Source organism: Fundidesulfovibrio sp. YSD1 (assembly GCF_055397115.1).
Window position 1 is genome coordinate 1,202,398 of record NZ_AP043666.1, and the last position, 12,356, is coordinate 1,214,753.

Below are 12,356 nucleotides of genomic sequence, written 5' to 3' on the forward strand. Positions count from 1 at the left end.
CGCGTGCGCCGCCGCGTCGGACGCGGCGCGCTCTTCGCGATCAAAATTGAAAGATATCGGCCTGTTGAGTTGCCATCATCCGGGGTGGGAGACCCCCCTTCCGGCATGCGGGCTCATTCTACCCCTCGTGTCGAAAAAGGCAACACTCGAAAGACCGGCCCGGAGTTACAGAGATGGAAGAACTGCTGCGCGAGCTCATCGCGGTGAACAAGGAAATGCTCAGTGAATTGAGATTGTTGCGTCAGGCGATCAACCGGGAGCCCGCCTCCTTCGAGCTGCGCGCCCCCGAAGGCCAGGCCCTGGCCGAGCCCGAGCGCCACGCGGAGCACAAGTCCCCGCCCCCGCGCTTCACGCCCGAGGACCTGGAGGACATCCACGGCTCGCTCTTGGAGGGACTCAAAAAGCGCAACAAGGACAAGAGCAACGCCTTCTCCGAGTTCGAGAAGCGTCACAAGAACTGGTAGCGCCGGCCGGTCCGGGCGGCCTCTCAGAAGCGTCCGGGGGGCGAGCGGCGCACGAACTCCACCACGTCCGGGTCGGGCGTGAAGGGGTTCTCGTTCATGTCCGGGATGGGCACGGTGTGCTCGGCCGCGAAGGGAGTGGCCAGGAGCAATTCGTCCAGGGCGTGGGCCAGGAGCACCTCCAGCGAGAGCACGTCGGCCGCGTTGTAGGCCAGAAGCGTGTCCATCACCCGCCTGTCGCCGGTGCGCAGCCACTCGCGCCACAAGACCACCGCGCCCCAGCCGTCCACCCCGTCGAGCTCGCGCCGCCCGATCCCGTAGCGCTTCTCGCAGGCCTTGAGCCCGCCCGTGGCCCCCACGGCGCGCAGCACGAAACGCAGGTCCACGTGGGCCTTGGGGCAGGAAAAGCCCAGCACGCGCTCGATCACGGGCACGTCGAAGCATTTGCCGTTGAAGGTCACCAGCACCTTGACGCGGGCAAGATCGGCCTCGAGGTCGGCCATGTTCTCGCCGTGCACGTAGGTGGTCAGCCTGCCCTGGTGGGAGAGGGCCACGGCCGTGACGGTGGGGTCGAAGGCGCCGTCGGTCTCGATGTCCAGGTAACCGGCGTCCTCAAGGAAATACGGGAAGAGCCGCCAAGCCTCGCCGCCTTTCAGCCGGGCCGCGAACCAGCCCGCGTCGCGGGCCTCGAGCGCCCGCACGGACTGCCCGATGCCCTCGCGCATCACGGCGGCCTTGCCCCGGCTCACCGGCGGGGACGCGGCGCAAAGAAAATCCTCCCAGGAGCGGATGCCCGCGCTCCACAGGGAGGATTCGCTTTTTGGGCCAACGCCAGGAAGATGGCAGAAGGTGTTGCCGAGCATCGCCCCTTGAAAGAGGTCCTAGACCTTGCTCTTCTCGGACTGGTTCACGGTGGACGAAGCCTGGCTGGAGCCACCCTCGATCTTGTCCGGGGTGACGTCCTTGTCGTTCATCGCGCTCTTGAATTCCTTGATGCTCTTGCCCAGGTCGCGGCCCAGGTTGCCCAGGCGGCCGGGTCCGAAGAGCAGCAGGACGATAGCCAGCACAACGATCCAATGCCAGATGGAAAAAGCGCCCATAAGCCTCTCCTTGCGCGATTGCGCCGGTTGGTTTGCCGTGCGGGGAAACTAAGCGCCCGTATGGGGTTTGGCAACTGAAAAACATGCAACCTTGGCGGGCCTGGATTCTCCCCGCACTTGACAACGGTAACTCTTGCGTTACCATTGTCCATGCGTTGCGCCGTGCAAGAGTATCTGGACGACCAGGGCAGGTCGCCCTTCGCCACATGGTTCCAGGGGCTGGACGCCATGGCCGCCGCCAAGGTCGCCACGTTCTTGTACCGCCTGGAGCAGGGCAACTTCTCCAACGTGGAAGGCGTGGGAAGCGGCGTTTACGAATGCAAGATCAACTTCGGCCCTGGCTTGCGGGTCTATTTCGGCAAGGACGGCGACACGGTCGTCATCCTGCTCGGGGGCAGTTCGAAGAAGCGCCAGAGCGCCGCCATCGCCTCGGCGCTCGCCTGCTGGCTCGACTACAAGCGGCGAAAACAGGGGAAATGAACATGGCCCTGACCAGGGAATTCAGAAGCGTCATGCTTGAACGAGCGCGGCACGATGCGGGCTTCAGGCTCGCCATGCTCAAGGAGGGCATAGACGCCATGCTGGCCGGGGACTTGGCCACGGGCAAGGCCATCCTGCGCGACTACATCAACGCGGCCGTGGGCTTCGCCAGCCTGGCCGAGGCCAGCGGCATCCCGGCCAAGAGCCTCATGCGCATGCTGGGGCCGCAGGGCAACCCGCGAGCGGACAACCTCTTCAAAATCATCGGCCACATCCAGGCCCGGGAGGGCGTCCACCTCGGAGTCACCCCGTGCGGGGCCGCTACTTCCCGGCGGGCAGGCTCCTGACGAAGGCCTCCACGTCCGGAAGGATGCGGCGCACGATCTCCTCGATGCCTTTGGGGTTGGGGTGCAGGCCGTCGGGCAGGTTCAGGGCCGGGTCCCCGGCCACGCCCTCCAGGAAGAAGGGGTAGAGCTTGAGCCCGTGCTTCTGGGCGAGCCTCGGGTACACGGCGGAAAACTCGTCGCCGTAGCGCTTGCCCATGCCCATGATCGCCTTCATGCCGGTCAGCAGCACGGGCACGCCCGCGGCCTTGAACTCGCCAATGATCCTGTCCAGGTTGGCCTCCACCAGGGCCGGGTCGAAGCCGCGCAGCCCGTCGTTGGCCCCGAGTTCCAGGATCACGCCGTCGGGCTTGGCCGCGAGCGCCGAGCGCACCCGGGACACCCCTCCGGCCGTGGTGTCGCCGGAGATGCCGAAGTTGACCACCTTCACGTCCAGCCCGCGCGCCTTGAGTTCGCGCTCCAGGACGGCCGGGAAGGCCTGCGTGGGGCCCACGCCCCATCCGGCCGTGAGGCTGTCGCCGAACGCCACGATGGTCAGGGTTTTGGCCCGGGCCGTTTCCATCAAGCCTCCCCCAAGAAAAAACACGAGGGCCGCAAGGCCCGCCAGCAGAGCACGCACGTTGCATTCCCCCTGATTCCCGTGCCATGATGCGTTCATGGACAACGAGATGATCCTTCTCCAAGACGTCACGCTGACCCTACAAAGCCAGGCCGGACCGGTCAACATTCTGCGCGGGGCCAACCTGCGCGCCGCGGCCGGGGAGCATCTGGCCGTGGTCGGCCCTTCGGGCGCGGGCAAGACAACGCTGCTCATGCTCATGTCCGGGCTCGAAAAGGCCAGCGGCGGGCTCGTGCGCGTGGCCGGGCGCGACCTCACGGCCATGGACGAGGACCAGCTCGCGGCCTTCCGCCTGGAAAACGTGGGCATCGTCTTCCAGAGCTTCCACCTGGCCCCGGCCATGACCGCCCTGGAGAACGTTGCCCTGCCCCTGGAGTTCGCCAGGAACGAGGGGGCCTTCGACCTGGCGGCCAAGGCCCTGGCGCGCGTGGGGCTCTCGGCGCGCGAGGGACACTACCCGGCGCAACTCTCCGGCGGCGAGCAGCAACGCGTGGCCCTGGCTCGGGCCATCGTGGCCAGGCCCAGGCTGGTGCTGGCCGACGAACCCACCGGCAACCTGGACCACTCCACGGGCCAGATGGTGGTGGACATGCTCTTCGAACTGGCCGGCGAGACGGGCGCGACCATGGTGCTCGTGACCCACGACATGGGCCTGGCCGCCCGCTGCGGGCGCGCGGCGCGCATGGAGGACGGCATGATCGGGGAGGCGCGGTGACGCAGGAGCGCATCGACCTGAACGAAAAGCCCCGCCGCTTCGCCCCCCCGCGCCTGCTGCTGCTCCTCCTCGTGGTGCTCGGCACGGCCTGGGCCTTCAACCTGCACTTCGAGAACATGGCCAAGCGCATGTCCGCCGAGGCCGACATCGTGGACGAGACGGGCACGCTGGCCCCGGAGCGCGTGGCCCTGCTCAAGGACGCCTCCCGGGCCATGCGCGAGGCCTACGGCGTCACCTTGCGCGTGCTCGTGCGCAAGGGCCCCGTCGAGCTCTCCTCCCCCGACCCCAAGACGCTCTTCATCGGCCTGGACGTTGCTTCCGGCACGGCCAAGGTGCACCTGCCCCCGCTCCTGGCCCGGGCCCTGCCCCCGGAGCTTGCGGCCAGCCTGCAAAGCGGCTACTTCGACGCCTACTTCGCCGCCGGAACCTGGCCCGAGGGCCTGTATTCCTGCGTGCTGGCCATACTGGAGGCACTCGATGGCAAATGACGACGCGTCCGCCTGCCCCGTGACCATCCACACCGACGGGGCCTGCCTGGGCAATCCCGGGCCGGGCGGATACGGTGCGATACTGCATTACGACGGCACCGAGAAGGAACTCTCGGCCGGGTACAAGCTCACCACCAACAACCGCATGGAGATCCTGGCCGTGATCGCGGCCCTGGAAGCCCTGACCAGGCCCTGCACGGCGCGCGTGGTCACGGACTCCATGTACGTGCGCGACGCCATAGAAAAGCGCTGGCTGGCCAACTGGAAGCGCAACGGCTGGAAGACAGCGGCCAAGACCCCGGTGAAGAACCGCGACCTCTGGATGCGCCTGGACGGCCTGCTTAACGTGCACAAGGTACGCTTCGAGTGGGTGCGCGGCCACGCCGGGCACCCCGAGAACGAGCGCTGCGACGTGCTCGCGCGCAGGGCCGCCCAGGGCCGGGACCTGGCCAAGGACGAAGGCTACACGGGCTGATCCTTCGGGGAGGCCCCTCCCCGCGTTCCCATCCCATCGCAAATGAAGGGGGGATGCCCAAGGGCATCCCCCCTGCTGACACTCCCCGCCTCGTGGGCAACCGGCCCGGGAAGCGTGAGAGGGCGCCGGGCCGTAGGGGAGCGACGGCTCCGGGCGCGCCCGGAGTTCAGCTGTCGCGGCCGCGAGGCCCGCGCGCGAGCCCGGAAGAGAATCCGGACCCTGCTCGCGGGCCTGGCGGCGTATCCGGCGGGCGTCCCTGCCCGGCCGGACTGCCGCCTCGGAACCCCGCCCCCTACAGGCTCACGCCGTAGGCGCTCCTGGCGGCCAGGAAGCTCGTCCAGGAAGAGGCGTCGGAAAGGCTCTGGCTGCTCGACCCCATCAAGGTCTGGAGCAGTCCGTAGAGCTCCTGGTTACTGCCCGGCGTCGCGTACTGCGACTGGCCGTCCTCCCCGCTCCCGGACTGCGGGGGCGGCGGAGGCGGAGGCCCCTGCGGCTGCAGGCTCTCCATGCTGCCCGTCTCGGCCGCTTCGGCGAAATCCCGGGACATCCGGCCCAGAAGCTTCGACGACTTGGCCCCCGTGGAATTCTTCGCCTGCCCGGCCAAGGACTCGGCGATCTGCCCGGCCAACTCCTTGAAGGCCTCGGGGTCGGTGGCCTGGAGGTCGGCCAGCTTGGCCATGAGCGCGCCCATCTGGTCCATGCCGCCGGCGTAGGCCGCGCTGGAGCTCGAACTGATGCCCGCGTTGGACAGGCTCTGGGAGATGATGTCGCTCACCTGGCTGAAGGTGCTGTCGCCCTGCGCCCCGGACGGCGGAGGCGGGGGAGGCCCCTGGGGCTTCAGGCTCTCCATGCTGCCGGTCTCGGCCGCCGTGGCGAATTTTTCCGACAGGCTCGAGAGCATGGAGCCCTGGCTCGTGCTGCCCGCCTTGGCCGCCTGCCCGGCCAGGTCCTCGGAGATCTGCTGGGCCAGCTCCTTGAAGGAATCTTGGTCCGTGGCCGAGAGGGTCATGAGCTGGCTCATGAGCTGGCCCGTGCGGGAGATGTCGCTCTTGTCCGAGGACGACCCGTAGGTGCTCGCCGCCTGGCCGTCATCGTCGTTCCAGTACCTGTCCAGCCCGGACATCCCCTGCACGAGGGAGGTCCGGCTGTAGCCGCTTATGCCGCCTACGCTCATCGTTTCGCTCCTTGGTGGATGGTTCGCGCCGGAAACACCTGCCGGACGCGCCCGCCCGTCCGGCCCTGGCCGGTGGAAGCAAAGCCGGGGCCTTGAACGAAATCCGCAACATACTGTTATTCAAGGATCTATTGTTTGTAACCTTTGGCGGCGACGAAATCAGCCACGCGAGCCGACTTTTGCGCCAACGAGGGATGAAATGATTTCAGCGTGTTAAGGCCGCTTCTCCGGTGGGTAATATTTGCCTGGGCGGCAAATCGGCCTTTCTTCGCATTACAGTAAATTAATCACTGTAACCTATTCAATTTGTTAAAAATTGACTTACGTCATGCCGGGACGTACAGCAAGGCAGAGAGCATAACATACTGTAATAAAATAATTTTATTAATAACGACTCCACGAAGGAACGAAACTTAGGGTCCAAAGAAAAGCTCGAATGAACAAGAACACTTAGGCATCCAGGGCGTAAACATTTCTCCGCCTGGGCCGATTCCAAGCGCATGGTTTCACCCCAACAAAGGAGCATCCCATGAGCATCAGCGGAATCGGCACCGGCCAGTCGGCCTCGTTGAGCCTGATCACGGGCACCAGCTACTCCTCGGACACCTCGGCCTCGAGCCTGATGGCCGAGGGCCAGGGCCTGGACGAGGCCTCCATCTCCAAGGGCGGGCAGCAGATGATGAAGCTCGCGCAGCTGGCCTCCAGCGCCCCGGACAAGTTCAAGCAGGCCGCGCGGAAGATATCCGGCCAGCTCGCCGAGGCGGCCAAGGACTCCTCGGACTCGGACCAGTCCCAGGCCCTGACGGACATGGCCTCCCAGTGGGCCGAGGCGGCCGAGAGCGGCAGCATGCCCACCCCGCCCCAAGCCCCCTCCGGCGCGGGACAGGGCGCGCAGGGAACCCAGGGCGCGCTCATGAAGTTCAAGGGGCAGTCGGGCGGCGGCCCCGTGGCCGTGGCCGATTCGGTGATATCGAGCGTGCTCACGGGCATGGGCGCGGGCACCTCGTCCACCTCCTCCGCCAGCTCCTCCAGCGGGGCCTCGGTTGGCAGCTACTACTCGGTGGCCTCCAGCAGCGAGACGGCGGCCTAGAGCCCTCCACCTCTCCCCGGGTCCGCGAAGCCATGAGAGGGCGGCGGACGACGGGGCAGGGACGCCCGGCAGTTCCCCCCGGCATTTCGCTCCCCGCGCGCCAGGCCCGGAGCCGCCCGGACTCTTTGTGGTGGCGCTTCCCGCCCCGGCGGGCTACACCGGCCGCACGGCCGCGCCCGGCCCCGACCCGCCATGAAGCCGTACAGGAAGCACGCCAGATCCGTCCTCACCATGGCCGTCCGCGCCGGCGCGAGCTTTTTGCGCCACCAGGGCCACAACCACGCCGCAGCCGCCGCGTTCTATTCGCTGCTCTCCGTCATCCCGGTTTTCTTCCTGGCCGTGCTGCTGCTCGGCGAAATGCTCGGCGACAGGGGGCAGGCCCTCGCGGTGGCCGGAAAGCAGCTCTCCGGGCTCGTGCCCTGGTTCGACGACGAACTCATGGGCCGCATCCGCCGCCTGACCTGGGCCGCGCCCAGGCTCGGCCCCGTGGCCATGATCCTGATCTCCTGGAGCGCCGGAATCTTCTTCGCCATGCTCAGGCGCAACCTGCTCCTGCCGTGGCGCGACCCGGACGCGCCTAAAACCCCGGACTGGCGCGCGAGCCTTCGCTTCTGGCTGGGCGCGCCGCTGGTCTGCGCCTGCCTGATCAGCGCGCTGGCCGTGGTGCTTTTCCTGGGAGAACTGCCCGCCATGGCGCTCACGCGCGCGGAACTCCGCCGCCTGGACTGGCTCCTGCCCGTGTGGGATTTCGCCCGGCCGTGGGCCTACGTGGCCTGCGTGTATCTGATGCTCCTGCCCGGGGTCAGGCCGCTTCGCCTGACGCTGGCCGTGTCCGGCGTGTTGGCCCTGGCCGGATGGGGACTCACCGCGCTCTTCAGCGCCGCGCTCTCCCACCTGCCCAGGCACGCGCTGGTCTACGGGCCGCTGGCCGACGCCGTGCTTTTCCTGCTCTGGCTCAACTACAACGCCTCGCTCCTGGTCTACGGCGGGCACTTCATCCGCATCTGGCGCAGGGAGCACCCCAGGCCGCCCAGGGATAGGCGCTTCGCGCTACGGTTCAGGAGAGGCAGGGAAGACCAGGGCTCCGCCCTGGACCCGCCGGGGGCAGAGCCTGCCCCCGGACCCCGGCTATAGCTTCGCGGGCTTCACCGGATGCCGTGAGGCCTGGGGCGCGGGGAGATACCGCCGTCGCCGCGAGCTGCGAGGGTGATAATAATCAATCAAATCGAAGCCCCTCTGATCCGCGCATGCGGATCAGAGGGGCTTCGATTAGAAACGGTGAAAGACGCGAAGCTACTGAGGGTCCAGGGGGATCATCCCCCTGGCGGGAGAGGTCTGGAGAGGGCGGCGCCCTCTCCAGTTCCCGGCTATTTGAGTCCGAGGCTCTTCTTGATGTGCTCGAAGTCGATGTTGGAGCTGACCAGCTGCGCGCCCTGCTTGATCTTGATGATGTCGCGCAGCTTGTGGCGCTGGAGGATGGTCTCCATCTTCTTGGCCACGGAGAAGGTGTCGTCGCGCACCACGATGATGGGGATCTCCAGCACCTCGGAGCGCGTCAGGATGATGTCGTTGGGGTAGAGGTTGCCGGTGAGCACCAGGCAGGGGCTGTCGCCTTCCAGGGCCACCAGTTGCACGTCGGAGCGGTCGCCGCCCACGATGACGGCCGCGTTCTTGTTCTTGCGGAAGTGGGTGAGGAAGTTTTCCACCTGCATGGTGCCGATGAGGAAGCTCTCCACGATGCGCTCGGCCTTGTGCTGCGCCGAGATCACCTTGCCGCCGAGCTTCTCGGCCAGGTCCGCCACCTTGATGGCCCCCATGAGCGGGTCCTTGGGGATGACGCCCAGCACCTTCACCCCGGCGCGGTTCAGGAAGGGCACGATGAGCCCTTCCACCTCGTCCATGAAGTTGGGGGTGATGTCGTTTAGGATCACGCCCATCAGGTGGTCGCCCAGGGCTTCCTTGAGGATGACCAGGTAGTCGTAGTTGAGCTCTTTCTGGAAGCGGTCGATGACGATGGCCGGGACGTCGAGCGTCTTGACCACGTTCACGCCGTCCACGCCGCAGTACTTGCCAGAGTACATGGACCCGGAGCCCGCGACCAGGGTGACGTCCTTGCCCTTGGAGAGCTTCTGGTAGCCCGCGCTGATGCGGGTCATCAGGTCTTCGCACTGGCCGGAGAAGGCCTTGACCTTGAAGTCCTGCGTGACCACCACCGGGGTGACCTCGGCGGGGTCCTCCTCCAGGCCCAGCACGCCCTGGACGAAATTCGCGTCGTCGTCCCCGAGCTTTCCGGCCACTTCCTTGGGCATGGCCCCCACGGGCTTGTAGTAGCCCACCTGGTAGCCTTCCTTCTGGAACTTGAGCCCAAGGCCCATGATGACCATGTTCTTGCCGGAATAGCCCGCCGTTGAACCAACGTAGATGCCAGCCATGGCTTCCTCCACCCTGCCCTGGGGTCCCCCTGACGGAGGGGAGGCCCCTGATTTGCTTGTGAGCGCCGCGTGGTCACCGGCCGGGCCGGGTTTTCCAGGCGACACTATCCCCAATCACGCCCCGTGATCAACTGTTTCGGCCGACGGCTTGCCGAGCGTGAAGCGGGCGTCCACCACGAGCGCCCCTCCTGGGTAGGCCATCACCGGGTTGAAGTCGCATTCCTCGATTTCCGGGAAATCCACCGCTATCTGCGAGAGCGTGAGCAGGACGTCCTCCACGGCCCGGAAGTCCACGGGCGGCTCGCCGCGCACGCCGCGAAGGATCGGGTAGCTCTTGATCTCGCGCACCATCTCGCCAACGTCCAGAAGCGACAGCGGGGCCAAACGGCAGGACACGTCGCGCAGCACCTCCACGTAGACCCCGCCCAGCCCGAAGAGCACCAGCGGCCCGAACTGCGGGTCGCGCTTGAACCCGGCGAAGACCTCGCGCGAGCCCTTTGGGGCCATCTGCTGCACGAGGCAGCCGAGCACGTAGGCCTCCTTGACGCGCCTGGCGCGGTTGGTGACCTCCATGAAGGCCTTGCGCAGGGCCTCCTCGCTCTCGATGCCCAGCACCACGCCGCCCACGTCGGACTTGTGCGAGATCTGCGGCGAGGCGATCTTCAGGGCCACGGGGTAGCCGATGGACTTGGCCGCCTGGGCCGCCTCGTCGGAGGTCCTGGCCAGCACGGTCTTGGGCACGGGCAGCCCGTAGGCCTTGAGCACCTCCTGGGCCTGGAACTCCACCAGCTCCGTGTAGCCCTTGGCCTTGGCCTTGGCCAGCACGTCCCGGGCCTGGTACGTGTTGGACATGTAGCAGATTTCCACGGGCAGGGGCTTGGTCTTCCATTCGGCGTGCCTGAAGAGCGCGTCCAGGGCGGACACGGCCGCCTCGGGGTAGGCGTAGCACGGCACGCCCGCCTGGCGCAGGATGTCGCGCGCCCCGGCCACGGAGGCCTCGCCCATGAAACACGCCGCCACGGGCTTGCCGCAGGCGCGCGCTTGCGTGGCGATGGCCCGGGCCACTGCCTCCACGTCCACGGCCGGGGTGGGCGTCAAGAGCGCCAGCACCATGTGCACCATGGGGTCGGAGGCCACCACGTCGAGCGCCCTGGCGAAGCGTTCGGCGTCGGCGTCGCCGATGATGTCCACCGGGTTGTAGAAGGAGGCGTGGCTGGGCAGGAACTGCTGGAGCTCCTCCACGGTCTGGCCGCGCAGCGGGGCCATGTTCAGCTTGGAGCGCTCGGCCGCGTCCGCCGCCAGGATGCCGGGGCCGCCGGAGTTGGTCACCACGCACACGTTGGGGCCCACCGGCAGGGGCAGCATGGAGAAGGCCTGGGCCAGGTTGAACATCTCCTCCACGCCGCTCACGCGGATGATGCCGGACTGGGCGAAGGCCGTGCGGTAGGCGTCCTCGGAGCCGGCCATGGCCCCGGTGTGGCTGGAGGCGGCGCGCGCCCCGGCCGGGGTGGTGCCGGACTTGATCATCACCACGGGCTTCACCGCCGTGGCGTCGCGCGCGGCGCGCAAAAACGAGCGGCCGTCGTTGATGTTCTCCACGTAGCCCAGGATGACCTTGGTCTCGGGGTCGTCCTTCAGGTAGTCGAGCATGGCCGTCTCGTCGATCTGGGCCTTGTTGCCGAGGCTCACGAACTTGGAGAAGCCCACGCCCTTGCCCACGGCCGCGTCCAGGATGGCGATGCACAGCGCGCCGGACTGGGAGAAGAAGGCGATGTTGCCGGCCTCGGGCGTGGAGGCCGCGAAGGTGGCGTTCAGGCCCTGGGAGGTGTTCACCAGGCCCAGGCAGTTGGGGCCGAGCATGGCCATGCCGTGCTCGGCGCACAGCTGCGCGGCCTCCTCCTCCATGTACCAGCCCTTGCGGCCGACCTCCTTGAACCCGGCGGTGATCACGATCACGGCCTTGGTCCCGATGGCGGCCAGCTCCTTGAGGGCGGGAAGCACCTTGGTCCTGGGCACGCAGATAACTGCCAGGTCCAGGCCCTGAGGCAGCTCGGAGATGGAGGTTTTGGCCTCGATCCCGAGGATTTCGCCCCCCGAGGGGTTGACCGGAAAAATCCGCCCCGTATACCCGGCGGAGAGAAGGTTGGCCACGACGAGGCTGCCCACCTTGCCGGGGTTGTGCGATGCGCCGATGACAGCCACGGCGCGGGGCTCGAAGAGGGAAAGCAACTGGTCGTTTCGTTCCATGCGGCCGCCGAAGGAAGGCATTGTAATGACGGAAGATGCGTTGGAAATCCTTCAGCAGTCTATTTCCTATCGCTTTGGGCAAGTCAAGCTGCTCTCCACGGCCCTGACCCACAGCTCCTACGCCAACGAGCAGGGTCAGGACCACAATGAACGCCTGGAATTCCTGGGGGATGCAGTGCTCGAACTGTCCGTCTCCGAGGAGCTCTACAAAAGATTCCCGAATGCGCCCGAAGGCGCTCTGACCAAGTTGAGGGCGAGGCTGGTGAGCATGCCGAGCCTGGCCGAGATGGCCAGGATGCTCTCGCTGGAGGGGTGCGTGGCCCTGGGCAAGGGCGAGGAGAGCCAGGGCGGGCGCGACCGCGACTCGCTTCTTTCCGACGCCTTCGAGGCAGTGCTGGGGGCTGTGTTCCTGGACGGCGGCTACAAGGCAGCGTCCGAGGTGGTGCGCGGGCTTTTCGCCTCGCGCTGGCCCGAGGAGGTGGAATCCTCCAAGGCCAGGGACTTCAAGAGCAGGCTCCAGGAGCACACGCAGCGCGAGCACAAGGCCCGCCCCATCTACAGGCTCATGGGCAGCTTCGGCCCGGAGCACGAGAAGCTCTTCGAAGTGGAGCTTATGCTGCCGGACGGACGCGCCGTCCTGGCCACGGGGCCGAGCGTGAAGAAGGCCGAACAGGCGGCGGCGCGCAAGGCGCTCGACCTCGTCGGCGCCGCGGGCTGACGCCCGCCAGGGA

15 protein-coding genes are annotated in these 12,356 nt (G+C 67.1%); 9 read left to right on the top strand and 6 right to left on the bottom strand.

Going from position 1 to position 12,356, the window contains the following annotated elements; genetic code table 11:
- The first annotated feature begins 173 nt into the window (after positions 1-173).
- Entirely contained in the window at positions 174-464 is a 291-nt protein-coding gene (locus ACZ5V4_RS05660) for a hypothetical protein (protein WP_464317201.1), read from the top strand.
- A 23-nt stretch (positions 465-487) separates the two neighbouring features.
- Here ACZ5V4_RS05660 and ACZ5V4_RS05665 read toward each other — a convergent pair whose 3' ends face one another.
- Entirely contained in the window at positions 488-1,324 is an 837-nt protein-coding gene (locus ACZ5V4_RS05665) for a ribonuclease H-like domain-containing protein (protein ID WP_464317202.1), read from the bottom strand.
- A gap of 18 nt (positions 1,325-1,342) precedes the next feature.
- Positions 1,343-1,561: a Sec-independent protein translocase subunit TatA gene (locus ACZ5V4_RS05670; RefSeq protein WP_464317203.1), complete on the bottom strand. Its 219-nt coding sequence runs from the start codon at positions 1,559-1,561 to the stop codon at positions 1,343-1,345.
- 162 nt (positions 1,562-1,723) lie between these two features.
- On the opposite strand from ACZ5V4_RS05670, the gene ACZ5V4_RS05675 reads away from it, so the two are divergent.
- Both ACZ5V4_RS05675 and ACZ5V4_RS05680 read left to right on the top strand, forming a co-directional pair.
- Positions 1,724-2,041, top strand: a complete 318-nt coding sequence (locus ACZ5V4_RS05675) for a type II toxin-antitoxin system RelE/ParE family toxin (RefSeq protein WP_464317204.1) — start codon at positions 1,724-1,726, stop codon at positions 2,039-2,041.
- Between the two features lie 2 nt (positions 2,042-2,043).
- Positions 2,044-2,388, top strand: a complete 345-nt coding sequence (locus ACZ5V4_RS05680) for a helix-turn-helix domain-containing transcriptional regulator (RefSeq protein WP_464317205.1) — start codon at positions 2,044-2,046, stop codon at positions 2,386-2,388.
- On the opposite strand, the gene ACZ5V4_RS05685 is transcribed toward ACZ5V4_RS05680, so the two are convergent.
- Complete coding sequence (locus ACZ5V4_RS05685) at positions 2,363-2,947, bottom strand: arylesterase (protein ID WP_464317206.1); 585 nt, start codon at positions 2,945-2,947, stop codon at positions 2,363-2,365. The genes ACZ5V4_RS05680 and ACZ5V4_RS05685 overlap by 26 nt on opposite strands.
- Before the next feature lie 106 nt (positions 2,948-3,053).
- Between ACZ5V4_RS05685 and ACZ5V4_RS05690 the strand changes: the two genes are divergently transcribed.
- From ACZ5V4_RS05690 to rnhA, 3 genes are read left to right on the top strand one after another with little or no spacing between them, the layout of a single operon-like run.
- Positions 3,054-3,719, top strand: coding sequence for an ABC transporter ATP-binding protein (locus ACZ5V4_RS05690; RefSeq protein WP_464317207.1), 666 nt, complete (start codon positions 3,054-3,056; stop codon positions 3,717-3,719).
- Positions 3,716-4,207 (top strand): hypothetical protein, encoded by a 492-nt coding sequence (locus ACZ5V4_RS05695; RefSeq protein ID WP_464317208.1) that lies wholly within the window; start codon positions 3,716-3,718, stop codon positions 4,205-4,207. The genes ACZ5V4_RS05690 and ACZ5V4_RS05695 overlap by 4 nt, the downstream gene beginning before the upstream one ends.
- Positions 4,197-4,682: a ribonuclease HI gene (gene rnhA, locus ACZ5V4_RS05700; protein ID WP_464317209.1), complete on the top strand. Its 486-nt coding sequence runs from the start codon at positions 4,197-4,199 to the stop codon at positions 4,680-4,682. The genes ACZ5V4_RS05695 and rnhA overlap by 11 nt, the downstream gene beginning before the upstream one ends.
- Before the next feature lie 292 nt (positions 4,683-4,974).
- On the opposite strand, the gene ACZ5V4_RS05705 is transcribed toward rnhA, so the two are convergent.
- Positions 4,975-5,856: a hypothetical protein gene (locus ACZ5V4_RS05705; protein ID WP_464317210.1), complete on the bottom strand. Its 882-nt coding sequence runs from the start codon at positions 5,854-5,856 to the stop codon at positions 4,975-4,977.
- Between the two features lie 529 nt (positions 5,857-6,385).
- On the opposite strand from ACZ5V4_RS05705, the gene ACZ5V4_RS05710 reads away from it, so the two are divergent.
- Positions 6,386-6,946: a hypothetical protein gene (locus tag ACZ5V4_RS05710; protein WP_464317211.1), complete on the top strand. Its 561-nt coding sequence runs from the start codon at positions 6,386-6,388 to the stop codon at positions 6,944-6,946.
- Between the two features lie 192 nt (positions 6,947-7,138).
- Positions 7,139-8,080, top strand: a complete 942-nt coding sequence (locus tag ACZ5V4_RS05715) for a YihY/virulence factor BrkB family protein (protein ID WP_464317212.1) — start codon at positions 7,139-7,141, stop codon at positions 8,078-8,080.
- Positions 8,081-8,313: 233 nt separating this feature from the next.
- Here ACZ5V4_RS05715 and ACZ5V4_RS05720 read toward each other — a convergent pair whose 3' ends face one another.
- Positions 8,314-9,378, bottom strand: coding sequence for a phosphotransacetylase family protein (locus ACZ5V4_RS05720; RefSeq protein ID WP_464317213.1), 1,065 nt, complete (start codon positions 9,376-9,378; stop codon positions 8,314-8,316).
- A gap of 114 nt (positions 9,379-9,492) precedes the next feature.
- Complete coding sequence (locus ACZ5V4_RS05725) at positions 9,493-11,625, bottom strand: acetate--CoA ligase family protein (RefSeq protein ID WP_464317214.1); 2,133 nt, start codon at positions 11,623-11,625, stop codon at positions 9,493-9,495.
- Between the two features lie 25 nt (positions 11,626-11,650).
- Here ACZ5V4_RS05725 and rnc point away from each other — a divergent pair, with 25 nt between their 5' ends.
- Positions 11,651-12,343, top strand: a complete 693-nt coding sequence (gene rnc, locus ACZ5V4_RS05730; RefSeq protein ID WP_464317215.1) for a ribonuclease III — start codon at positions 11,651-11,653, stop codon at positions 12,341-12,343.
- Positions 12,344-12,356 lie beyond the last annotated feature (13 nt).